Annotated in this window: 15 protein-coding genes; 9 read left to right on the top strand and 6 right to left on the bottom strand. The window is 73.7% G+C overall.

Annotated features, from left to right (window positions below; translation table 11 throughout):
* Positions 1-28: 28 nt before the first annotated feature.
* Complete coding sequence (ftsE, locus tag ACFYMU_RS19710) at positions 29-718, bottom strand: cell division ATP-binding protein FtsE (protein ID WP_004000799.1); 690 nt, start codon at positions 716-718, stop codon at positions 29-31.
* 284 nt (positions 719-1,002) lie between these two features.
* Here ftsE and ACFYMU_RS19715 point away from each other — a divergent pair, with 284 nt between their 5' ends.
* Positions 1,003-1,194: a hypothetical protein gene (locus tag ACFYMU_RS19715; protein WP_388374461.1), complete on the top strand. Its 192-nt coding sequence runs from the start codon at positions 1,003-1,005 to the stop codon at positions 1,192-1,194.
* 123 nt (positions 1,195-1,317) lie between these two features.
* Here the strand turns inward: ACFYMU_RS19715 and ACFYMU_RS19720 are convergent, their stop codons facing one another.
* The 4 genes from ACFYMU_RS19720 to ACFYMU_RS19735 form a co-directional block, all read right to left on the bottom strand.
* Complete coding sequence (locus tag ACFYMU_RS19720; RefSeq protein WP_388374463.1) at positions 1,318-1,947, bottom strand: LPXTG cell wall anchor domain-containing protein; 630 nt, start codon at positions 1,945-1,947, stop codon at positions 1,318-1,320.
* A 325-nt stretch (positions 1,948-2,272) separates the two neighbouring features.
* The gene (gene prfB / locus ACFYMU_RS19725; RefSeq protein WP_388374465.1) at positions 2,273-3,379 is read right to left on the bottom strand and encodes a peptide chain release factor 2; all 1,107 of its coding nucleotides are present in this window, start codon (positions 3,377-3,379) and stop codon (positions 2,273-2,275) included.
* A gap of 259 nt (positions 3,380-3,638) precedes the next feature.
* The gene (locus tag ACFYMU_RS19730; protein ID WP_388374467.1) at positions 3,639-4,871 is read right to left on the bottom strand and encodes a serine/threonine-protein kinase; all 1,233 of its coding nucleotides are present in this window, start codon (positions 4,869-4,871) and stop codon (positions 3,639-3,641) included.
* 202 nt (positions 4,872-5,073) lie between these two features.
* Positions 5,074-6,780, bottom strand: coding sequence for a protein kinase (locus tag ACFYMU_RS19735; RefSeq protein WP_388374469.1), 1,707 nt, complete (start codon positions 6,778-6,780; stop codon positions 5,074-5,076).
* 495 nt (positions 6,781-7,275) lie between these two features.
* Between ACFYMU_RS19735 and ACFYMU_RS19740 the strand changes: the two genes are divergently transcribed.
* From ACFYMU_RS19740 to ACFYMU_RS19770, 7 genes are all read left to right on the top strand, one after another.
* Entirely contained in the window at positions 7,276-10,719 is a 3,444-nt protein-coding gene (locus ACFYMU_RS19740; RefSeq protein WP_388374471.1) for an FHA domain-containing protein, read from the top strand.
* A gap of 248 nt (positions 10,720-10,967) precedes the next feature.
* Positions 10,968-12,371: an ABC transporter substrate-binding protein gene (locus ACFYMU_RS19745; protein WP_388374473.1), complete on the top strand. Its 1,404-nt coding sequence runs from the start codon at positions 10,968-10,970 to the stop codon at positions 12,369-12,371.
* Between the two features lie 42 nt (positions 12,372-12,413).
* Positions 12,414-13,760: a carbohydrate ABC transporter permease gene (locus ACFYMU_RS19750; protein ID WP_388374475.1), complete on the top strand. Its 1,347-nt coding sequence runs from the start codon at positions 12,414-12,416 to the stop codon at positions 13,758-13,760.
* A gap of 88 nt (positions 13,761-13,848) precedes the next feature.
* Positions 13,849-14,757: a carbohydrate ABC transporter permease gene (locus tag ACFYMU_RS19755; RefSeq protein WP_388374477.1), complete on the top strand. Its 909-nt coding sequence runs from the start codon at positions 13,849-13,851 to the stop codon at positions 14,755-14,757.
* A 163-nt stretch (positions 14,758-14,920) separates the two neighbouring features.
* Positions 14,921-17,176 (top strand): CDP-glycerol glycerophosphotransferase family protein, encoded by a 2,256-nt coding sequence (locus ACFYMU_RS19760; protein ID WP_388374479.1) that lies wholly within the window; start codon positions 14,921-14,923, stop codon positions 17,174-17,176.
* 166 nt (positions 17,177-17,342) lie between these two features.
* Positions 17,343-19,535 carry a CDP-glycerol glycerophosphotransferase family protein gene (locus ACFYMU_RS19765; protein WP_388374481.1) on the top strand — a complete coding sequence of 731 codons (2,193 nt, stop codon included), beginning with the start codon at positions 17,343-17,345 and terminating at the stop codon, positions 19,533-19,535.
* Between the two features lie 3 nt (positions 19,536-19,538).
* Positions 19,539-21,746 (top strand): CDP-glycerol glycerophosphotransferase family protein, encoded by a 2,208-nt coding sequence (locus ACFYMU_RS19770; protein WP_388374483.1) that lies wholly within the window; start codon positions 19,539-19,541, stop codon positions 21,744-21,746.
* Between the two features lie 6 nt (positions 21,747-21,752).
* On the opposite strand, the gene ACFYMU_RS19775 is transcribed toward ACFYMU_RS19770, so the two are convergent.
* Positions 21,753-22,166, bottom strand: coding sequence for an organic hydroperoxide resistance protein (locus tag ACFYMU_RS19775; protein ID WP_388374484.1), 414 nt, complete (start codon positions 22,164-22,166; stop codon positions 21,753-21,755).
* Positions 22,167-22,291: 125 nt separating this feature from the next.
* Here ACFYMU_RS19775 and ACFYMU_RS19780 point away from each other — a divergent pair, with 125 nt between their 5' ends.
* Entirely contained in the window at positions 22,292-22,834 is a 543-nt protein-coding gene (locus tag ACFYMU_RS19780; RefSeq protein WP_388374486.1) for a MarR family winged helix-turn-helix transcriptional regulator, read from the top strand.
* Positions 22,835-23,698 lie beyond the last annotated feature (864 nt).

Consider the following 23,698-nt stretch of genomic DNA (forward strand, 5'->3'; position numbering starts at 1 on the left):
GGCGTCTGCTCAAGCCTTTCCGTGGAACTCAGTGCTGGTAGCCGTAGACGCCGCGCGCCTGGTCGCGGACGAGGCGGCCCTTCTCCAGCTCGATGACGCGCTTGCGCATCTGGTCCACGATGTTCTGGTCGTGGGTGGCCATCACCACGGTCGTGCCCGTCCGGTTGATCCGGTCGAGCAGCTTCATGATGCCGACGGAGGTCTGCGGGTCGAGGTTGCCGGTGGGCTCGTCCGCGATCAGCAGCTTGGGCCGGTTGACGAAGGCCCGCGCGATGGCGACGCGCTGCTGCTCACCGCCGGACAGCTCGCCCGGCATCCGGTCCTCCTTGCCGCCGAGACCGACGAGGTCGAGCACCTGGGGCACGGACTTGCGGATCTCGCCGCGCGATTTGCCGATCACCTCCTGGGCGAAGGCCACGTTCTCGGCGACCGTCTTGTTCGGCAGGAGCCGGAAGTCCTGGAACACCGTCCCGAGCTGGCGGCGCATCTGTGGCACCTTCCAGTTGGAGAGGCGGGCGAGGTCCTTGCCCAGGACGTGCACCTGGCCGTGGCTGCATCGCTCCTCGCGGAGGATGAGCCGCAGGAAGGTGGACTTTCCGGAGCCGGAGGACCCCACGAGGAACACGAACTCGCCCTTCTCCACCTCGAGGGAGACGTCCCTGAGGGCGGGGCGGGTCTGCTTGGGGTAGACCTTGGAGACATTGTCGAATCGGATCACGGATGCACCACGGGCCGTTGGGGTAGGTGACCGTGACCATACGCGAAGCGGGTGGACGAGCGCAGTCGGCCTGCACGGTTGCGCGAGGCTTGCGTGTTTTGTCACGCCTCCGAAGGGGCTTCCGGGTGTGATGTACGGCCTGTTTTCGGCCCGGGCCCCGATTCGCGCGGGCAGGATAAGGCCGACCGCGCCGAAATCCGCGGAACCTGGCACAGTGGTGGGGGGAACGGTTGCGTTCCCGGAAGCGTTGTGTACGTGGAAGCGGCACGAGGAGGGCGAAGCGCATGACGTACGACCGATTGGTGTGCGCGAACTGCGCGGCGCCCGTGAGTGAGGGCCGCTGCCCCGTCTGCCGCGCCAGCCGTGAGCGACTCCAGCAGGAAAACCCCTGGTCAGGGCTGAATCCTGCGGCGCTGATCGCCCTGCTGGCCGTGCTGATCGCGGCGGTCGTGCTGCTGGCGCACCAGACGGCGTAGGGCGGCGCGCACGGCGGGTGGCACGCGACAGGACGCGACACAGCGGCCGGAACCGCAGACACGTACGGGAAGGGCCCGGGGCGGACGCCCCGGGCCCTTCCCGCGCGTTCCGGCGCCTGTGGATCAGGCGGAGGCGCCGTCGCGGCCGCTGACCAGCCGCGGCAGCACCCGGAAGCCGATACCGCCGGCGATCATCGTGGCGGCGCCGAGCAGCAGGAACGTGGTCTCGGCGGCACCCGTCTCGGCCAGCTGCTTGCCACCGCCCTGGGCGGAGGCGTCGGAGTTGCCGCTGTCCGAGCCGGTGTCGGTCAGGCCCGAGGAACCCTTGCCCTGCTCGACCGGCTTGTTGCCGCCGTCCGGGTTGGTGTTGTTGCCGCCGCCGTTGCCGCCACCGTTGCCGCCGCCGTTGCCGTGGGTCGGGCCCTCCGTCGGCTCGGTGGGCTCGTCGGTGGGCTGGGGCGGGGTGTCGGTGGGCTCACCCGTGGGCTCACCGGTGGGCTCACCCGTCGGTCCGGGCGGCGTCACCGGGGGCGTGGAGGGATCCCCCGGGATGCCGGTCTCGGTGGGCTGGCCGGTCGGTTCGTCGGTCGCCGTGCCGACGCCGACGCCCACCCCGACGCCGTTGTCGTCGGCGCTCGCGCCGATGTTGATGTCGAGCGCCGAGGCGGCACCCGCGGCGGTCAGCGATGCACCGGCGGCGATCACCGCGCCGGCGACTATCCGCGCCACGCGGATCCGCGTCTTCTTGGTCATCTGCCTGCTACCCCCAGTAGCTGTTCGTCGGTGAGGCAGCGCCCGGGGCCACGGCATCGGGGACGACAGTGATCAAGCCCCCGGTTCACATGCGCCCCAGAGATACGCATGCCGTCCTTCACCCTTCCGACTTTCGACAGCAACGTCAAGGTCGTTGCGTACGCGATGTCCCACAAGGCGGCGTTTGCGGGAGTAGCAGGGGTGTGAGTGTGATGTAAAACCCAGACATCCAGCAACAGGCAAGGCAACTGCCCTCCACTGAAGGGCAGTTGCCTTGTCGACAAAGCGCTGTTCTCGGCGGGCGGGTCACCGCCGGCCGGCGGCGCTACTTCTCCCGCTGCTTGCGCCAGCGAATCCCGGCTTCGATGAACCCGTCGATCTCGCCGTTGAAAACGGCCTCGGGGTTGCCGACTTCGAAGTCCGTCCGCAGGTCCTTGACCATCTGGTAGGGGTGCAGGACGTACGAACGCATCTGGTTGCCCCAGGAGCCGGCGCCGTCGCCCTTGAGCGCGTCCATCTTCGCCTGCTCCTCCTGCCGGCGCCGCTCCAGGAGCTTGGCCTGCAGGACGTTCATCGCGGAGGCCCTGTTCTGGATCTGGGACCGCTCGTTCTGGCAGGTGACCACGATGCCCGTGGGCAGGTGCGTGATCCGCACGGCGGAGTCGGTCGTGTTGACGCCCTGGCCGCCGGGGCCGGAGGAGCGGAACACGTCGACCCGCAGGTCGGACTCGTCGATCTCGACATGGTCGGACTGCTCGACGACCGGAAGGATCTCGACACCGGCGAAGGAGGTCTGCCGCCGTCCCTGGTTGTCGAAGGGGGAGATGCGGACCAGCCGGTGGGTGCCCTGCTCGACGGAGAGGGTGCCGTAGGCGTACGGCACCTGGACGGCGAAGGTCGTGGACTTGATCCCGGCCTCTTCGGCGTACGACGTCTCGTAGATCTCCGTCTTGTAGCCGTGCCGCTCCGCCCAGCGCAGGTACATGCGCTGGAGCTTCTCGGCGAAGTCGGCCGCATCGACGCCGCCGGCCTCGGCCCGGATGTTGACGAGCGCCTCGCGGGCGTCGTACTCCCCGGACAGCAGCGTCCGGACCTCCATCTCGTCCAGCGCCTTCCTGACGTCGGTGAGCTCGGCCTCGGCCTCGGCACGGGTGTCCGGGTCGTCCTCGGCCTCGGCGAGCTCGAAGAGCACCCCGAGGTCGTCGATCCGGCCGCGCAGGGTCTCCGCCTTCCTCACCTCGGCCTGGAGGTGGGAGAGCCTGCTGGTGATCTTCTGCGCCTCGTCCGGGTTGTCCCAGAGGGACGGCACGGCCGCCTGCTCCTCGAGCACGGCGATGTCTGCCCTCATCTTGTCGAGGTCCAGAACGGCCTCGATCGACTCCATGGTCGAGGAGAGGGACTTGAGCTCTTCGGATACATCGACGACTGCCACGCATCCAGCGTAACGGCTCCGCCGGCCGGTCCGAGCCGGGCGACCGCGGCCGAAACCTGGTCGCAACCACCCTCCCCGGGACCTGCGGCCCCCACCCGGGCCCCCTCCTCCCGACCGCCCCCACTCGCGGACACCACACGGCCCGCCCTGCTCTGACCTGCGGCGGGCGCGGCGGGAGGGTCGGGGGGCCGCCCGGAGGCGCGGCGGCAGCCCGCGCGCACCGACCGGGCCGCGGTGGGGGCGCGGGCGGGCGCTCCGGTCAGGGGGACGCCGGGGCCGAGGTGCTCGTCCCGGACGGTGGCGCGTCGTCGTCACCCGACGTCGCCAGCCAGGCGCCCGCCCCGATCGCCGCCAGCAGCGCCGCCGCCGCCACGCCCAGGGCGATCCTGCGGCGGCGGGCCATCGCGCGATGGCGGGCCGAGCCCGGGCGCGGCGCGCCCGCGGCGCGGGGCACGCGGGCGGTGCCGCGGGCGCCGCCCGCCAGCTCGTCCGGCCCGGGCACCCGCATCGACGTGTGCGTGTCCCGGTTCGAGTCGGGCTTCGCGCCCGGCACCAGCGGCACCGCCCCGCGCCGCACCCGCGCCACCGCCGGCTCCCCGGGCGCGTCGGCCTCGTCCGGCTCCTGCGCCGGTTCCGTGTCCGGCTCGTCCACGTCCAGCGGCGGCATCCCCGCCAGCGTCGGCAGCTGTTCCCGCAGCCGGGCCGCCAGCTCCGAGGCCCGCAGCCGCGACGCGGGCGCCTTCGCCAGGCACTGCACGATCAGCTGCCACAGCTCCTCGGGGATGCCCGGCAGGGGCACCACGGTCTCCGTGACGTGCCGACGGAGCACCGCGCCCGGGTGACCGCCGCCGAACGGTGTGAAGCCCGCCAGCAGTTCGTACAGCACCGTCGCCAGCGCGTAGATGTCCACCGCCGCCCTCGGCGGCAGGCCCTCCACGATCTCCGGCGCCAGGTAGTCCGGGGTGCCGATGATCTTCGTCGCCCGGGTACGGCGCGGCGAGTCGATCAGCTTCGCCACGCCGAAGTCGGTCAGCAGCGCGGGGTGGGAGCCGCCCGGGCCCAGCGGCCCCTGCATGTCCAGCAGCACGTTCTCCGGCTTCACGTCCCGGTGCACGACCCCCGCCGCGTGCGCGGCCGCCAGTCCGTCCGCCACGTCGGCGACGATCGCGACGGCCGCCTCGGGCGGGAGACGGCGCTCCCGGTCCAGACGGGTGCGCAGATCCGTGCCCCGGACCAGGTCCATCACCAGGGCGAGATCGTTCCCGTCGACGACCAGGTCCCGTACCGACACCACGTTCGGGTGGTCGAGCCCCAGCAGCGCCGTGCGCTCCTGGACGAAGCGGCCCACGAGTTCCTGGTCGGACGCGAGGTCCTCGCGCAGCAGCTTGATGGCGACGGGGCCCTCCGGCCCCTCGCCCAGCCACACCGTGCCGGCGCTGCCCCGTCCCAGGATCTGGTTCGCGGTGTACCGGCTGCCGATCTTCCGTGCCAAGACTGCTCCTACTGGGGACGCGTGTTGCCGACGCTGCGCCGTTCCGGGGCCCCGTGCACGCGGCTGACGCCACGGACCCCGGGCCTCCGGTCGACAAAACTACGCGTCCGGAGCGCCAACCTTCACCGCCGGGACGGAAATCACCCATCAGATGTCGACAAATCCCCAAGCTCGGGGGGCTTTCGGGACATCCGTGTCCCGGCTACTTGGAGCTGCTGCCGAGCTTCCCGATCCAGCCGGTCACCTTGTCGAACCCGTGGCTCAGCTCCGCCCAGTACGACCTCGTCGTACCGATCCAGTCCTGAAGGGGGCTCAACTCCCAGACCAGCCAGCCCGCGACGAACAGGATGACGATGGTGAAGAGGCATCCCTTCAGACAGCCGAGGCCGGGGATCTTCATCGGGTTGGCGCTGCGCTGCCGCGGCGGCCGCGGCTCGCGCGCCGGACGCGGCGCCGGCTGCCGGGGCTGCTGCGGGGCGGGGGCGTACTGCTGCGGCGCGGGGGCGTACTGCTGCCGCTGGGGCGCGTACTGCTGGGCCTGCTGCTGCGGATACCCGTACCCGGGGCCGGGCTGCTGCTGGGGCCGCGGCTGCTGCTGGGGCCGCTGCTGCGGACGTGCGACCTGCCGCTGCGGGCGGCGGCGCAGCGGGTCCTCGCCGGGGTCGAGGTACTGGATCTGCGTCTGCTCGTTGCGGTCGCGGGCCGCGCGCAGCTGGCTCTGCCAGGGGTGCGGCTCCTCGGGCCGCGGCTGCCCGCCGGGCTCGTTCGGCACCGGCGGCAGCACGGCCGTCGGGTCGGCGGCCCCGTTCCTGGGCAGGACGGCCGTGGGATCGGCGGCGCCCGGGGCCCCGGCCGAGGTGTGCGGCAGGACGCTGGTCGCCGCGTTCGGGTCGTACCCGGCGGAGCCCTGCGGCAGCACCTGCGTGGGGTCGGCGGAGCCGGGGACGGCGGTGGGCGTAGGGTCCGGGCCCAGCAGCGCGCCCACGCCCTCGGCGGCGGCGATCCGGGCCGAGTTCGCGTGCACTCCCACGCCCTCGGCGACGACCCGCAGCGCCCGCGCCAGGTTCTCGGCGCTCGGCCGGTCGTCGGGGTTCTTGCGCAGACAGCGCTCCATGACGGTCCACAGCGGGTCGGGGACCGTGGACGGGCGGCGCGGCTCGGCGCTCAGGTGCTGGTGGAGCACCTCCAGGGCGGTTCCGCCGCCGAACGGGGGACGTCCCGTGACCAGCTCGTACAGCAGGATGCCGGCGCCGTAGATGTCGACGGCGGAGGTCTGCGGGCGGCCCTCGGCCGACTCGGGTGCGATGTACGCGGGCGTGCCCACGAACTCGTGCGTGCGCGTGAGGCCCGGCGAGTCGGCCAGGCGGGCGATGCCGAAGTCGGTCAGCATCGGATGCATCTGGCCGTCGCGCTGCATGAGCAGCACGTTGGCGGGCTTCAGGTCGCGGTGCACCACCCCGTCGGCGTGGCTGGCGGCCAGCGCGTCGGCGATCTGCGCGGTGAGCAGCGAGGCGGCGACGGGCGTGAAGGGCCCGTTCTCACGAAGGTAGCGGTGCAGGTCGGGGCCGTCGACGAGGTCCATGACCAGCGCCAGCAGATCGCCCTCCACCACCAGGTCCCGCACCCGCACGATGTTGGGGTGGGTCAGGCGCAGCAGGACGGATCGCTCGCGCAGGAACCGCATCACGATGTCCGCGTCGCTCGCCAGCTCCTCCTTGAGGACCTTGATCGCCACGGTCTCGCCGGGCTGACCCGCGACGGCCGCCTCGGCACCCGCGGTCTCCCTCCCCCTCGGAGCTCCGGCAAGCTCCGCCCCGGGGGGGACCCCCATGCGGGCTCGCCAGACGGTGCCCGTGGCGCCGCGTCCGAGCGGCTCCTCGAGCAGGTACTTGCTGCCTACCGGCCGCACGTCATGCGCTCCCTGCTGCTCGCCTGTCTGGTCCGTCCACCGTGCTACCGGTGTTCGCCCCACTGTAGTGCCGCAGGACCCGGCACAGGCTTCCCGCGGCCGCGTCGACGATCTCTCCCGTTACCGGCGGTCACCGGGGCCCGGCTCGTCGGTCCGTACGCCCGCCTCCCGCGTCCCCCGTTGTGCAGTACGTACGGGGTTCCCCTATGTGTTCGATGAGAAGACGCTCGCTTCGATGCACTTGGTTGCCCGAAGCGGACGTGACCGATCTCAAGCGGACGCCGGCCGGGTACCGGTCAGGCACTTTTGCGGGCAGAGCCGACCAATCAAGATCACTTGCCCCCGGGCGGCGGGCGCGCTGTCAGTGGCAGGTGCAAGGATGCATCCCGTATTGGCCGATCGCTCGTGTGCGGTGGGGGGAGTCCGCGGTGGGGGGACCGCGGTGCGGCCCCGTCCCGCGCCCGGGCGCCCGCGCAGAAGGGACCGCTGACGGCGATGCAGATCCGGCTGACCGTCGTAGACCCGCTGGGGCCGCCCCCGGAGTCACGGGCGCGCGCCGCGAGCTGCGACGTGCTGGTCACCGCGCCGGCCGGGACGGCGCTGGCCGCGGTGGCGGCCGGCCTCGCCTCGGCGGTCGGCGGGGGCGGGGGTGCCTCCGCGCCCGAGCGTGGCCGGGAGCCCGGGGGAGGCCCCGTGGTGCTGTACGCGGGCGCGGAGCGCCTGGACGCCCAGCGCTGCACGCTGGGCGAGCCTCCGCTGCTGGACGGCGCGGTGCTGACCCTGGGCGCCCCCGCGGAGCCGGGCCCCGAGCCGGACGAGGACGCGGCCCAGCTGCACGTGGTGGCGGGCCCCGACGCGGGCGGCGTCCATCTGCTGCACGGCGGCGCGATCCGCATAGGCCGCTCCGCCGACGCGGACGTCCCGCTGGACGACCCGGACGTCTCCCGGCTGCACTGCGCGGTCACGGTCGCCGCCGACGGCCGTGTCTCGGTCGCCGACCTGGGTTCCACCAACGGCACGGTGCTCGACGGCAGGCGGGTGACCGACCGTCCGGTGCGCTTCGCCCCCGGGGCTCTGCTGCGCCTCGGCGAGTCGGCCCTGCGGCTGGCCCCGCCCGGCACGGTGCGCACCGTCGGCACGGCCCCGGACGGGGAGGGGCATGTACGGGTCCCCGCGGCGGGCGGGACCTCCGTCGGGGATGCCCCGGACGGCGCGCGGGACGACGCGCGCGCGACGGCGGCGGCCGCGCCGCACCCACGCGCGGACGGCGCCCCAGGGGCCGGGCCGGCCACCGCCGGGACGTCCGGCGCGCAGGGCCGCACGGAAGCCGGGACCCGCGCCGGGGACGGCGGCGGCCTCTCCGGAGACACCCACCACGGCTTCGGCCTGACCGCCTGGGGCGCCTCGGACGGCGCCGCCCCGGGGGCACAGGAGCACAGCCCGGCGGAGCCCCCCTTCCCCGGGCTCTCGGCTTCCCCCCGCCCCCAGGAGCAGGCAGGGGCCCCCACGGCGCCGGTCGTGCCGGGGCAGGCCGCCGCCCCGGGGGCCGGCGGCCGGGGTCCGCTCCCCGAGGGCCCGGCGGGCGGGGGCACGCGCAAGGGCACCCCGCTGCGCGGGACGGAGCTGCCGCCGGGGGTGATGGTGCGCAGGCGCGGCGGGTTCACCGCGTGGGCACGCCGGCTGGCGGGAGGCCGCACCGAACCGGACGGTGCGGCACGGGACGGGCACGACGACTCCGGGCGTGCCCCGGAACCCGCGCCTCACCTCACCGGTGCCCCGGAGAAGTGGCCGGACCCCGCGGCGCTGCTGCTCGCCGCGCTGGGGCCGGGACCCCGGCTGTGGGAGCGCGGCCCGCAGCACCCCGAGACGCTCACCGTGCGGCTGGGCACGGCCGACCGGGCGGCGCCGGACGGGACGGGACTGCTGCCCGCGGTGCCGGTGACCGCCGGGCTGCGCGAGGTGGGCGCCCTCGGTCTGGCCGGGCCCCGGGCGCGGCTGGCCGGCCTGGCGCGCGCGGTGGTGGCGCAGCTCGCCGCGCTGCACTCCCCCGACACGCTGGAGCTGGTCCTGATCAGCGCCGACCGCTCACGCCCGCTGGAGGAGCGCCTCGCCGACTGGTCGTGGCTCGGCTGGCTGCCGCATCTGCGCCCGGCGCACGGCCAGGACTGCCGGCTCCTGCTGGCCTACGACCGGGAGCAGGCGACGGCCCGCGCGGACGAGCTCCTGCGCCGCCTGGCGGACCACCTGGCGGACACGGGCGGCGCCACCGCCACGGTCCCGCGCCCGGCCCCGCCCGGCGGGGCCGCCGGCGCTCCCGCGCGGGGTGCCGTCCGCCGTCCTTCCTGGGCGCGGGACGACGACCCGGCGGACGGTGCGTTCACCGGGCCGTACACGGTGGTGGTCGTGGACGGCGACCCGGGCGGTGCCGATGTGCGCGAGGCGGTGGCGCGTCTGGCGCAGGAGGGCCCGCGGGCCGGGATCCACGTCGTCTGCCTGGCGGAGGCGCCGTCCGCCTCCCCCGCCTCTCCCGTGACGGAGACGTACGAGGCGGCGTGCGCGGCCTCGCCGGTGTTCCGGGAGTGCGGGGCCGCGGCGCTGCTGAGCGGCGACGTCGCGACGGCGCTGCGGCTGCTGCGGATCGCGCCCGGAGAGGCGGCGGACCCGGCGCACGCCGACCGCGGTCCGGTGGGGCGCGGCACGCTCGCCGCCCTGGACGCCGTGTCGGCGGCATGGGCGGAGCGGTTCGCGCGGGCGCTCGCCCCGCTGCGGACGGAGGGCGGCGGCGACCGGCACCCGCGCGTGTCGGCGCCGTTGCCGCAGGCGGCGCGGCTGCTGGACGAGTTGGGCCTGGCGCGGGCCACCCCGGCGTCGCTGATGGCGCGCTGGGCGGACGCGGCGGACGACCCGGGGGCACCGGGCGGGCGCGCATGGGCGGTGCTCGGTGCCGGGCCGCGCGGCCCCGTGTCCGTCGACCTCGCGGCCGAGGGGCCGCATCTGCTGCTGGAGGGTCCGCCCGGCAGCGGCCGTACGGAGCTGCTGCGCTCCATCGCCGCATCGCTCGCGGCGGCCGAGCGCCCGGACCGCCTCGGGATCGTGCTGATCGACGGCCGCGACTGCGGGGCGAACGGCGGCAGCGGCGGCGAGGGCCTGCGGGTCTGCACGGACCTGCCGCATGTCACGACGCATCTGGCGGCCAACGACCCCGTGCGCATGCGGGAGTTCGCCCAGGCGCTCAGCGCCGAGCTGAAGCGGCGGGCGGACCTGCTGGGACGGCTCGGCTTCGCCGAGTGGCACGCCCAGCAGGGGGCGCCGGGCCGGACCTCGCCGCAGCGGACGGGGCGCACGGCCTCGGGCGATCTGGACTCCCCGCCGAGTACCACGCTGCGGCTGCGGCCGGCGGCACGGCAGCAGACGGAGGCGGGGCCGCCGCTGCCCCGGCTGGTCGTGCTGGTCGACGACCTGGACGCGCTGCTGTCCCCGGCACTGGGTTCACCCGGCCGGCCCGCGGCCGGGTCGGTGGTGCGGGCGCTGGAGGCGGTGGCCCGGGACGGCGAGCGGCTCGGGCTGCACCTCGTGGCCGCCGCGGACCTGGGCGGGCGGACGGCGGAGTGGGGGCCGGCCCGTGCGGCCTCGCTCCGGATCACCCTGGAGGCGGTGTCGCCGGGGGGCGAGGAGTCGGCGCCGGGCCGGGGACAGGTGATATGGCCGGACGGCGGGGTGACGCCGTTCCAGGGCGGGCGCATCACGGGGCGCATCCCCCGGACGGCGACGCTCCGCCCCACGGTCGTCGCCCTGGAGTGGCAGCGCATGGGCGACCCGCCGGCGCGCCGGCCGGTCCGCGAGCTGGGCAACGGGCCCACGGACCTGGCCCTGCTGGCGAGCGCGCTGGAGAGGGCCGCACGATCGGTGTCGGCGGCGGAGGTGCCGTCCCTGCTGTAGGCCCCGTCGCCCGGATCGTCCCGGCGTCGCCGCGGCCCGTACGTGCGCACGTGTGTACGGGCCGGGCGGCGCCGTACGCCCCGCGTCCCGGCGTGCCGTCCCCCGCTCGGCTGACTGCACGTCACGAGGGGGTCACGATCGCCTGGTTGACACGGCAGGCGCTCTTGCCGCCCCGAACGACCCCGCGTAGACCAGAGCGCACGGGACAGCGCTCGAACGTTCAACGAGGAACGAAGAACGGGGCAGTGATGCACAGCACTCTTCGTACACGCAGGTCTCCGAAGCAGCCCGCCCGCCGGACGCGCCGCACCGCTCTGGCCGCGGCGGCCGCCGTGACCGCCGGGGCGCTCGCGCTCGCCGGCTGCGGGGGCGGCGACGACAAGAGCAGCAGCGACAGGACGAGCGGCGGTGGCAGGGAGAGCGGCTCCACGGTGACGCTCCCCGAGCTGAACGGCCAGAGCCTGGAGGTCTCCGCCGTCTGGACCGGCGCCGAACAGGCGAACTTCAAGAAGGTGCTGGCCGAGTTCGAGAAACGCACCGGCGCCAAGGTGACCTTCGTGCCCGCCCAGGACCCGATCATCAACTTCCTCGGTTCGAAGATCGCCGGCGGGCAGCCGCCGGACGTCGCGCTGCTCCCGCAGCCCGGCGCCATCAAGCAGGCCGTCGACAAGAAGTGGGCCAAGCCCCTGGGCCCCGAGGCCCAGGCGGAACTCGGCAAGAACTACTCCCAGGGCTGGCAGGACATCGGCAAGGTCGGCGGCAAGCAGTACGGCGTCTACTACAAGGCCGCGAACAAGTCCCTGATCTGGTACAACGCGAAGGTCTTCGAGAACGCCGGCGCCAAGGAGCCGAAGACCTGGCAGGAGCTGATGACGACGGCCCAGGCCGTCTACGACTCCGGTGTCACCCCCTTCTCCGTCGGCGGCGCCGACGGCTGGACCCTCACGGACTGGTTCGAGAACGTCTATCTCTCCCAGGCGGGCCCGGAGAAGTACGACCAGCTCGCCCAGCACAAGATCAAATGGACGGACCCCTCCGTCAAGGAGGCCCTGACCACGCTCGCCCAGATCTGGGGCAAGAAGGACTACGTGGCGGGCGGCGCGAAGGGCGCGCTGCAGACCGAGTTCCCGGTCTCGGTCACCCAGACCTTCGCTGGCGGCGACCAGCCGAAGGCCGGCATGGTCTTCGAGGGCGACTTCGCCCAGGTCAACATCGGGGAGACCAAGGCGAAGATCGGCACGGACGCGAAGGTGTTCCCGTTCCCGGCCGTGGGCGGCCAGGCCCCCGTGGTCTCCGGCGGCGACGCGGCCGTCGTCCTCAAGGACTCCAAGGCGGCCCAGGCACTGGTCACCTTCCTGGCCTCGCCGGACGCGGCGACCGTCCAGGCCCGTCTCGGCGGCTATCTCTCGCCGAACAAGTCGGTCGCCCTGTCCGCGTATCCGAACGCGGTGCAGCAGAAGATGGCCAAGGCGCTGATCGAGGCCGGCGACGACTTCCGCTTCGACATGTCCGACCAGGCACCGCAGGCGTTCGGCGGCACGCCCGGCAAGGGCGAGTGGAAGGAACTCCAGGACTTCCTGAAGAACCCGGCGGACGTGGCGGGCACCCAGGCGAGGCTGGAGGCGGACGCGGCGAAGGCGTACGGGAGCTGATCCGGCGATGACCGGACACGACACCGACGGGCCGGGCCGGCGATGACGCCGACCACGGCGGCGGGGGTCCCCGAGGCCCCCGCCCCGCCGCCCAGGACGCGCAAGAGTGTGACCGGCACCCGCAGGACCGTGGCAGCCCTGTTCCTGCTGCCCGCCCTGGTGCTGCTCGGCGCGCTCGTGGTCTACCCGATCGGGTACTCGCTGATCCGCAGCTTCCTCGACCAGTCCGGCGGTTCCTTCGCCGGATTCGACAACTACCAGGCACTGTTCACGGACGACGGCATCCGCACGGCCCTGAAGAACAACATCATCTGGGTGGTGTTCGCGCCGACCGTCTCGACGGCGCTGGGGCTGATCTTCGCGGTGCTCACCGAACGGGTGCGGTGGGGCACGGCGTTCAAGCTGGTCGTCTTCATGCCGATGGCGATCTCGATGCTCGCCGCCGGGATCATCTTCCGGCTGGTGTACGACGAGAGTCCGGACAAGGGCGTCGCCAACGCGGTGTGGGTGTCCGTCCACGACACGTTCGCCGAGTCCTCCGCGTTCCCGAAGGCGCACCCGGGCCGCCGGTCGCCCCTGGGGCCCGACGGGGGCGGCTTCGTCACCCGGACCGCCGTGCACACCGGCCGTCCGGTCGCGCTGCCCCTCGTGGGCGTCGCCCCGGACCAGATGCCGAAGGACGCCCGGCGGGCGGCCCCGGCGAAGCCGGAGCCCGGCAAGGTCACCGGCACGACCTGGCAGGACTTCACCCGCGGCGAGGGGGTGGGGAGGCTCGGCGCGGTCGACCCGTCCGAGCAGGGCTACGCGGGCATGACGATCGAGGCGGTGAAGGACGGCGAGGTCGTCGCCTCCACGAAGGCCGGCGCCGACGGGACGTTCACGCTCCCGGCCGCGGCCGACGGCGCCCGGCTGCGGCTTCCGGCGAGCAACTTCAGGGAGCCGTACAACGGCGTCGACTGGCTCGGCCCGGCGCTCGTCACCCCCGCGGTCATCGGCGCCTACGTGTGGATGTGGGCCGGTTTCGCGATGGTGCTGATCGCGGCGGGACTCGCGGGCGTGCCGCGGGAGCTGCTGGAGGCGGCGCGGGTGGACGGCGCGAACGAGTGGCAGGTGTTCCGCCGGGTCACGGTGCCGCTGCTGGCGCCCGTGCTGGCGGTCGTCGCCGTCACGCTGATGATCAACGTGCTGAAGATCTTCGACCTGGTCTTCATCATTCCGCCGGGCTCGTCCCAGGACGACGCGAACGTGCTGGCCCTGGAGCTGTACCGCAAGGGCTTCTCGGAGGACCAGCCGGGCATCGCCAGCGCGATCGCGGTCTTCCTGCTGCTGCTCGTCATCCCGGTGATGCTGTTCAACATCCGCAGGCTCAGGCGGGAGGTCAGGCGATGAGACCGCATCCCTCTCCCGGCCGGGGGTCCGGGGGTCGTCCCCCGGGACGACGCAGCAACATCCGCAGGCTCAGGCGGGAGGTGCGGCGATGACGACACATGCCGGAAGTCCGCCGAAGGCGGCACCCGTCACCGTCGTGAGGGCACGGCGGTCCCTCGGGGCCCGGCTCGCGGGCGGCGTCAGCGGCGGTCTGCTGCGCGTCTTCCTCGTCCTGGTCGGCCTGTTCTGGCTGGTGCCGACCATCGGTCTGCTGCTGGCCTCGCTGCGCAAGCCGTCCGACATGAGCTCCTCCGGCTGGTGGAAGGTCCTCAGCCGGCCGTCGCAGCTGACGTTCGAGAGCTACCAGAAGCTCCTGGAGAACAGCGACATCACCACCTCCCTGGTGAACACGGTCCTGATCACGGTCCCGGCGACGGTCCTGGTCGTGGTGATCGGCTCCCTGGCCGGGTACGCCTTCGCCTGGATGGAGTTCCCGGGCCGCGACTGGTGGTTCCTCGGCGTGGTCGGGCTGCTGGTCGTCCCGGTGCAGGTGGCGCTGATCCCGATCGCCGAGCTGTTCGGCAGGATCGGCCTGTTCGGCACGGTCCTCGGGGTGATCCTCTTCCATACGGGCTTCGGTCTGCCCTTCGCGGTGTTCCTGCTGCGGAACTTCTTCGCGGAGATCCCCCGGGAGCTGCTGGAGGCGGCCCGCCTCGACGGCGCCGGCGAACTGCGGCTGTTCGCCCGGGTCGTGATGCCGCTGGGCGGGCCGGCGATCGCGAGCCTCGGCATCTTCCAGTTCCTGTGGGTGTGGAACGACATGCTGGTCGCGCTCGTCTTCACCAAGTCCAGCACGCAGCCCATCACGGTGGCGCTGCAGACGCAGGTGCGCCAGTTCGGCAACAACATCGACGTCCTGGCGCCGGGCGCGTTCATCTCGATGGTGATCCCGCTGGCGGTGTTCTTCGCGTTCCAGCGGCAGTTCGTGTCGGGGGTCATGGCGGGAGCCGTCAAGTAGGGGCGCCCGCAGCGGTCGTCCGGGGGTGGGCCGGTGCCGGTCCACCCCCGCGCGTCCACCTGGGGGTTCCCTGGCCGCTCCCCCGTATGGCGCAGCGGACGTAACCGAACCACCCCTTCGGACGTTTTCGGGCAGTATGCCCGCGCCGACCCATGGATGCCCCTTGCCCAGGTTCAGTGTCATCGTTCCCGCGTACAAGGTTCAGGCGTACCTGCACGAGTGCCTCGCGTCCGTGCTGGAGCAGTCGTACGCGGACCTCGAAGTGATCGCGGTCGACGACCGTTCGCCCGACGCCTGCGGCGCGATCATCGACGAGTTCGCGGCCCGTGACTCCCGCGTCCGTGCCCTGCACCTGCCCAAGAACGTGGGACTGGGCCGGGCCCGCAACGCGGGGATCCGCCGGGCGACCGGCGACTACCTGCTCTTCCTCGACGGCGACGACACCCTCACCCCGGGCGCGCTGGAGGGCATCGCCGACCGGCTGAAGGCCACCTCCGACCCGGACGTCCTGGTCTTCGACTACGCCCGTACGTACTGGACGGGCAGGACGGTCCGCAACCGCCTCGCCGACCGGCTCACCGAGCGGGGCCCGGCGCCCTTCCGGCTCGACGACCGCCCCGGCCTGCTGTCCCTGCTGATGGTGGTGTGGAACAAGGCGTACCGCCGGGACTTCGTCGAGCGCGGGGCTTTCACCTTCCCGCCCGGCTACTACGAGGACACCCCCTGGACGTTCCCGGTGCTGCTGTCCGCCGACACGATCGCCACCCTCGACCGGGTCTGCGTGCACTACCGCCAGCGCCGCCAGGGCAGCATCCTCGGCTCGACCAGCGACCGGCACTTCGACGTCTTCGACCAGTACGACCGGGTCTTCGCCTTCCTCGACGCACACCCGGAACTCGCCCACTGGCGGCCGGAACTGTTCCGCCGCATGGTCGACCACCTGGCCACCGTCTTCGTCCGGCGCGGCCGGCTGCCCCGGGGCAGCCACGCCGAGTTCCTGCGCAGGGCCCGCGCCCACTACCGCCGCCACCACGTCCCGGGCGTCCCGCTCCGCCCCCGCCATCTGCTCATCCGGTTCGGCAGCCACCGCACCTACCGCCTGCTGTCCCTGGTGTCCCGCCTCGGGCACCGCGCCCGGCGCGCGGCCGCCGGCACCGGCCGCCGCCTGGCCCGTGCCGCCCTCCGGGCGTACTACCGCATCCAGTTGCGCCTCCCCCTGCGCGCCGACCGGGCCGTCTTCACCAGTGACGGGGGCGGCCGGTACGGCTGCAACCCGGCCGCGCTGGAGTCCACCTTCCGCAACCTGGTCCCGCACATCCGCACGGCATGGATCGCCGAGCCCGAGCACCACCCCACGATCCCGGTGGCCACCCGCAGGCTGCGACCGGGCTCCGCCGCGTGCTGGACGGCGCTGGCCCGCTCCAAGTACCTGGTGCACAACGCCGACTTCGACCCCGGGGTGGTCAAGCGGCCGGGCCAGATCGTGATCCAGACCCTGCGGGGCACCCCGCTCAAGCGCATGGGCCTGGACCTCCGGGACCGTCCGGCCGCCGCCCGCGACGCGGACTTCGCCCGGATGCTGCGCTCCGCCGACACCTGGGACTACGTCGTGTCCGGCAACCGCCACTCCACTGTGGTCTGGGAGCGCGTCTTCCCCTCGCGCTTCACGACCCTGGAATACGGGCTGCCCCGCAACGACGTCCTCGCCCGGGCGACATCGGCGGACGTGGCCCGGCTGCGCCAGACCCTCGGCATCCCCGAGGGCTCGGTGGCGATCCTGTACGCGCCGACGTACCGCGACTACCGCCGCAGCCAGCGCCCGGGGCTCGACCTGGAGCGCTTCCTGCACGAGCTCGGCCCGCGCTTCGTGCTGCTGACCCGCGCGCACCCCTCCTACGGTGAGCCGCTGACCCGGACCACCGGGGGCCGGCTGATCGACGTCACCGGCCATCCGAGCGTCGAGTCGGTGTGCCTGGCCTCGGACGCGCTGGTCACCGACTTCTCGTCGATCATGTTCGACTACGCCAACCTCGACCGGCCGATCGTCGTGTACGCCGACGACTGGGAGGCGTACCAGGCCGCCCGGGGCACCTGCTTCGACCTGCGCGCCTTCCCGCCGGGCGCGATCGCCCGCGGCGAGGACGAGCTGATCGACATCTTCACCACGGGGCACTGGTGCGGTTCGCACTCGGCGAACCTGCGGGCCGCCTTCCGCAAGCGCTTCTGCCCCTGTGACGACGGGCGCGCCGCCGAGCGGATCGTGCGCCGGGTGGTGCTCGGGGAGAACGCCTGGCAGCCGTCGGTCGTGCCGCTGGACGACCGGCGCCCCGCGCCGTCCGCCTCGACCGGCCTGCCCACCGTACGGCTCGCGACCGTTCCGGCGCCCGGCCGCCCCGTCCCGGACATCGAGAGCCGCTGACCCGCCCGGCCCACGGAGTCCCGGACGTTCCCGCCCCCACGACGCCCGGCCCACGGAGTCCCGGGCGCCCCGCTCCCACGACGCCCGGCCCACGGAGTCCCGGACGTTTCCGCCTTCCACGACACACGGCCCCAGGACACGGACCGGGCCCGAGAGAAAGACCAGAATGCCCCGATTCAGCATCATCGTCCCCGCTTTCGGCGTCGCCGGCCGTCTGTCCCAGGCCCTGGACTCGGTTCTCGCCCAGTCCTTCGGCGACTTCGAGCTGATCCCGGTCTGCGACGCGCCCGACTCCCCGGCGGGCGCGGTCGCCGCCGCGTACGCGGAGCGCGACCCACGGGTGGTCGCCCTCACCTCGCCGCCCTCCGGCGGCCTGGGCGTGGCCCGCACCACCGGAATGGGGACGGCGACCGGGGCGTACCTGCTGTTCCTCGACGGGGACGACCTCCTCGCGCCCGGCGCGCTGGCCGCGATCGACGCACGCCTGGCGGCGACCGGCGACGTGGACGTCCTCTACCTCGACCACGAGCGGGTCCACTGGTGGGACGCCGAGACGTCCACGCCCCCGCTGGGCCCGGCGCCCGACGGGGCGTTCGCCCCCGGCCGGGCCCCGCGGCTGACCGGTGTGTCCGTTCCCGTGTGGAGCGCCGCCTACCGGCGCGCCTTCGTCACCGAGCACCACCTCGTCTTCTCCGCGGGCCTCTTCACCGACATCGGCTGGGGCGGACTGGTCACGCTCGCCGCCGACCGCGTCGCGGTCCTGCGCTCGGTCTGCGTACGGCATCTGGTGCGCCGCCAGGGCAGCCGGCTGCAGACCCCCGGCGTGCACCAGTTCGACCTCCTCGACCAGCTCGACACGGTGCTCGTCCGGGCCGCGGAACTCGCCCTGCCCGTAGACCGGTTCCGGCCGCTGTTCGAGCAGCTCTTCTCCGTCGTGCTGAGGACCGCCGCGCATCCGGAGCGGCTGCCCGCGCATCTGCGCAGGGCCTTCTTCCGGCGGGCGGCCCGTCTGTACCGGCGTCACCGCCCGGCCGGGTTCCGGCCGCCCGCGGGCAGCGTCGGGGTGCAGCACCGGCTGCTGGCGGCCGGCGCCTACGACGCGTTCCGCGCCCTGCGGTCCGCCAACCAGGCCGCGGCGAGGACGGTACGCGGGACGCCGCTGCCCCGCATGGCGCGCACCCGTGCCCGGTACGCGCTCCAGCTGCGCCGGCCGCTCGACGAGAACCTCGCCGTGTACTGCGCCTACTGGGGCCGCGGCTACGCCTGCAACCCGGCCGCCCTCCACGCCGAGGCCCGCGAACTGGCCCCCCACATCCGCTCGGTGTTCCTGGTCGAGCCGGACGCGGTGGACGGCGTGCCCGAGGACGTGGAGTACGCGGTGATCGGCACGCGTGCGTACTGGGACGTGCTCGCCCGCGCCAAGTACCTGATCAACAACGCCAACTTCGCCGACGGCGTCGTCAAACGCCCCGGCAGCGTGCACCTGCAGACGCAGCACGGCACCCCGCTGAAGAAGATGGGCGTCGACCAGTCGACGTACCCCGTGGTGGCCGCCGCGACCGGCAGCTTCACCAAGCTGCTGGCACGCGTGGACCGCTGGGACTACAACCTCTCCTCCAACCGGCACTCCACCGAGATGTGGGAGCGGGCCTTCCCGGGCGCCTACGAGACCCTCGAGTACGGCTATCCCCGCAACGACGTCTACTACACGGCGACCGCCGACGACGTCGCCCGCATCCGCCGGGAGCTGGGCGTCCCCGACGACAAGACGGCCCTCCTGTACGCGCCCACGCACCGGGACTACAGCACCGGCTTCGACGCGCACCTCGACCTGGAGGCGTTCTGCGAGGCGATCGGCGACTCCTACGTGGTGCTGCTGCGGGCCCACTACTTCTACGACGGCGGCCGGGCGCGCGGCGACGGCCGGATCATCGACGTGACACGGCACCGCTCCTCCGAGGACGTCTGCCTGGCCGCCGACGCGCTGATCACGGACTACTCGTCGATCATGTTCGACTACGCCAACCTCGACCGGCCGATCGTCGTGTACGCGGACGACTGGGACGTCTACCGGGAGACCCGGGGCGTCTACTTCGACCTGATGCGGACCCCGCCGGGCCGGGTGGCACGGACCCCCGGCCGGCTGGCGGCCGCCTTCCGCGACGGCTCGTACGCCGACGGCTCCGCCGCCGCCCTGCGCACGGCCTTCCGGGAGCGCTTCTGCCAGTTCGACGACGGACGCGCCGCCGAACGCGTCGTACGCCGGGTGCTGCTGGGCCAGCCGCCCGAGTCGATCCCGCCCGTGATCCCGCTCGCCGAGCGCATCCCGGCCCCGGCCCACGCCCTCGTGAGGAGCTGACCCGTGCCCCGCTTCAGCGTCATCGTCCCCGTCTTCAAGGTGCAGGGCTTCCTGCGCGAGTGCCTCGACTCGGTGCTCGGGCAGTCGTACACCGACATCGAGGTGATCGCCGTCGACGACCGTTCCCCCGACGGCTGCGGCGCGATCCTCGACCGGTACGCCGAGCGCGACCCGCGGGTGCGGGTGCTGCACCTGACCGAGAACGTCGGCCTCGGCCGGGCCCGCAACGCGGGAATGCCGCACGCCACCGGCGACTTCCTCCTCTTCCTCGACAGCGACGACACGCTCACCCCGGGCGCGCTGCGCGCGATCGCCGACCGGCTCGAGGAGACCGGCGATCCCGACGTCCTCGTGTTCGACTACGCCCGCACCTACTGGTGGGGCGGCACCCGCCGCAACGCGCTGGCCCGGGTGCTCGCCGAGGCGGGCGACGGCACCTTCACCGCGGCCGAGCACCCCGAGATCCTCGAACTGCTGATGGTGGTGTGGAACAAGGCCTACCGCCGGGACTTCGTCGAGCGGGAGGGCTTCGCCTTCCCGCCCGGCTACTACGAGGACACCCCGTGGACCTTCCCCGCGCTGCTGTCCGCGCGGCGGATCGCGACCCTGGACCGCATCTGCCTGAACTACCGGCAGCGCCGCCAGGGCAACATCCTGTCGACCACCAGCCGCAAGCACTTCGACGTCCACGACCAGTACGAACGGGTCTTCGCGTTCGTCGACGCCCACCCTGAGCCGGCCCGCTGGCGCCCCTACCTGCGCCACAAGATGGGCGAACACTGTCTGGACATCCTCGCCAAGCCGGACCGGCTGCCCGCCGGCGACAAGCGGGAGTTCTTCGACCGCACCGCCGAACTCTTCCGCAGGCACCGCACCGACGAGCCGGTGCCCGCCGAACTGCGAGTCCTGGAGGGAGGTTACGCCCGCTACCGGGCCCGGCAGCGGACCGCCGCCGCGGGCACCGCGCTCGGCGAGCGCGGCCGGCAGGTCCGCGGGGCGGCGGCCGGGCGGATCAAACGCGGCTGGTCCTGGGCGCACGGGCGCCGGAGCCTGGATCCGGGCCTGGCGGTCTACTCCGCGTTCTCGCACCGCGGCGTCCTCGGCGATCCGGCCGCGATCCACCGCGCGGCGCGCGAGCTCGCCCCGGACATCCGGGGGGTGTGGGTCGTGCGGGAGGACCAGGTGCGCGACCTGCCGCCGGACATCGAGTACGTCGTCCCGGGCTCGTGGGCCTACCACCGGGTCACCGCGCGGGCCACGTACTTCGTCAACAACGTCAACTGGCCCGGCGCCCTGGTCAAACGCCCGGGAAGCGTCCACATCCACACCCACCAGGGGACCCCGCTGAAGTACATGGGGGCCGATCTGCTGGGCAAGCCGGGCGCACGGTACGGGTTCGACGTGCCGCAGATGCTGCGCCGCGCCGACCGCTGGGACCACAGCCTGGTCGCCAACCGCCACTCCGAGCTGGTCTGGGACCGCGCCTATCCCTGTCACTTCGCCTCTGCCCGTACCGGGAGCCCGCGCAACGACGTCCTCGTCAACGCGGGGCCCGGGGACGGGGCCGGGTTCCGGCTTCGGCACGGCATCCCCGAGGACCACACGGTGGTGCTGTACGCGCCCACCCGCCGCGACCACGTCCGGGGCGGCCATGCGGAGCGCTTCGACGCGGCCCGGTTCGCCGAGGACCTGGGCGAGGGCCACACCCTCGTCGTGCGTCTGCACCCGTCGCTCGCGGACGGGCCGGCCCGCGGGATGGGGCTGGCGGAGCTGCACCGGCGGGGCGTCGTGGTCGACGCCACCGACGAACCGCACGTCGAGGAGGTGATGCTCGCCTCGGACGCGCTGGTCACGGACTATTCGGCCCTGATGTTCGACTACGCCGTCCTGGACCGGCCGATCGTGGTGCACGCCGACGACTGGGGCGCGTTCACGGCCGGCCGGGGCGCGTACTTCGACATCACGGCCGACCCGCCGGGTCATGTCTCGCGCTCCTACCGGGAACTGGCGTGGCTGTTCGCCTCCGGGTGCTGGCGGGACGCGGATGCGGCGCGGCTGCGGGCCGGGTTCCGGGCGCGGTTCTGCGAGTTCGACGACGGGCGGGCGGCCCAGCGGGTGGTGCGCACCCTGATGCTGGGCGAGCCCGACGTCCCGCCGTCGATCCCGGCCCCGGCGACCGGCGACAGCGACCTGCTGACGGGAAGGCGCTGACCCGGGTTACTCGACGACCAGTTCCACGGGGATGTTGCCGCGGGTGGCGTTGGAGTAGGGGCAGACCTGGTGGGCCTGCTCGACCAGCTTGCGGCCGGTCGCCTCGTCGACGGTGTCCGGCAGTTCGACGCGCAGGGTGACCGCGAGGCCGAAGCCCTCACCCTGCTTGCCGATGCCGACCTCGCCGGTCACCGCGGCGTCGCTGACGTCGACCTTCGCCTGCCGGCCGACCAGGCCGAGGGCGCTGGCGAAGCAGGCGGCGTACCCGGCGGCGAACAGCTGCTCGGGGTTGGTGCCCTGGCCGCTGCCCCCCATCGCCACCGGTATGGCCAGCTGGAGGTCGAGCGTGCCGTCGGAGCTGACGGCACGCCCGTCGCGGCCGTGGGTGGCGGTGGCGACAGCGGTGTAGAGCGCGTCCATGGAAATCCGTCCCTCTCGAAGTCGTGCCCGGCGGTCGCCCTTGCGTCGGGACCGCCTCACGAAGAAGAGTGAAGCACACAATTTAGTTGTGCACAACTGAATGCCCCGGAGTTATCCTGAGGGGCATGACGAGCACGCGTGCCCGCGCCGACGCCCCCGTGGACGAGGAGTACCTGCGCCTCGACCACCAGATCTGCTTCTCGCTCCACGCCGCGGCCCGCGCCTTCAACGGCGTCTACCGCGTCGTACTCAAGGACCTGGGGCTCACCTACCCGCAGTACCTGGTGATGCTGGTGCTGTGGGAGCACGGCGAGCTGCCGGTGAAGAAGCTCGGGGAGCGTCTGCGGCTGGACTCCGGGACGCTGTCGCCGCTGCTGAAGCGGCTGGAGGCGGCGGGCCTGGTGCGGCGGGAGCGCAGCACGCAGGACGAGCGGTCCGTCCGTGTCGGCCCCACGGACGCGGGCACGGCCCTGAAGGAGCGCGCGCTGCTGGTGCCGGGCCGGATCGCCGCGTCGACGGGCTTCGAGCTGGAGGAGATCACCGCCCTCAAGGCCCGCCTCGACCTGCTCACCCGGGCGCTGGACGCGTCGGCGCTCGAGAACGCGCCGGGCTGTGCCGAGGACGCGGAACTTCCGGCGGCCGGCCGGACCGGCGGACGGCGTACGTAGAGTCGAAGGGTGACGCCGCGGCTCGCATACTCCTTGCGGGTGATGAACTGCTCCTCCAGGATCGCGAGCTTGGCGCGCTCGGTGGGGTCCCCGGGAGTCCAGGAGGGCCGCAGCGCGAACGGCCCGCCGACCACCCACACATGGGCCAGCCCCCCGAGCCGCCGTCTCACCTCCCCCGGGCCGGCCTCCCGGCCGTACAGCGTCCCGTCCACGGCGGCGGGCACCTCAAGCGCCACGTCCCGCACCCCGCGGAAGCCCGTCGGATAGGCGAGCGCCGACCGACGCTCCAGCGACGGCAGGAACAGCACGGGGTCGCCGGGCCGCACCTGGCGCGCCACCAGCGCGGACACGGCCGCGAGGTCGTCGGGCCGGTGGGCGGCACCGCGATCGGCTTCGAGGAGGGGGAACTGCGCGACCAGATCGGCGCAGACGGCGAGCACGCCGAGCAGGGCGACGCCGTGCCGCCCCGGCCACGGGTGCCGCCGGGCGGTCACCGAGGCGCCGGGCGGCGACACCCGCGGCCGCTCCCGCAGCGCGACCGCACCACCGGGCGAGACGGGCCCGCCCCGCGCCGGCAGCGGAATCCCGGCAGCGGCACCGCGGTTCGGTGCGTGCGCGGCGACACCGGCGGCCGTGCGGCTCGCGGCCCACGGCCGGCGCACCGCCCCGGCGATCCGCTCCGCGCCCGCCGCGGCCAGCAGCGGCGCCCCGGCCAGGGCGTACAGCACGTACCGGTCGTCGTACAGGGGCGAGAACCGCGACACCGTCATCAGCACCGCCGGCGGGATCAGCAGCAGCGGCAGTGCCACACCCGGCAGGGACACCCCCTGCCGCGGCCCCGGCATCCGCACGGCCAGCGCCACC

Source organism: Streptomyces sp. NPDC007264 (assembly GCF_042869095.1).
In the GTDB taxonomy this organism is placed as follows: Bacteria; Actinomycetota; Actinomycetes; order Streptomycetales; family Streptomycetaceae; genus Streptomyces.

Bases quoted from the DNA above. Each gene is read 5' to 3' on its own strand.
- ACFYMU_RS19715 (WP_388374461.1), top strand. From the start codon at position 1,003: ATGACGTACGACCGATTGGTGTGCGCGAACTGCGCGGCGCCCGTGAGT.
- ACFYMU_RS19740 (WP_388374471.1), top strand. From the start codon at position 7,276: ATGCAGATCCGGCTGACCGTCGTAGACCCGCTGGGGCCGCCCCCGGAG.
- ACFYMU_RS19750 (WP_388374475.1), top strand. From the start codon at position 12,414: ATGACGCCGACCACGGCGGCGGGGGTCCCCGAGGCCCCCGCCCCGCCG.
- ACFYMU_RS19780 (WP_388374486.1), top strand. From the start codon at position 22,292: ATGACGAGCACGCGTGCCCGCGCCGACGCCCCCGTGGACGAGGAGTAC.
- ACFYMU_RS19755 (WP_388374477.1), top strand. From the start codon at position 13,849: ATGACGACACATGCCGGAAGTCCGCCGAAGGCGGCACCCGTCACCGTC.
- ACFYMU_RS19765 (WP_388374481.1), top strand. From the start codon at position 17,343: ATGCCCCGATTCAGCATCATCGTCCCCGCTTTCGGCGTCGCCGGCCGT.
- ACFYMU_RS19720 (WP_388374463.1), bottom strand. From the start codon at position 1,947: ATGACCAAGAAGACGCGGATCCGCGTGGCGCGGATAGTCGCCGGCGCG.
- ACFYMU_RS19745 (WP_388374473.1), top strand. From the start codon at position 10,968: ATGCACAGCACTCTTCGTACACGCAGGTCTCCGAAGCAGCCCGCCCGC.
- ACFYMU_RS19775 (WP_388374484.1), bottom strand. From the start codon at position 22,166: ATGGACGCGCTCTACACCGCTGTCGCCACCGCCACCCACGGCCGCGAC.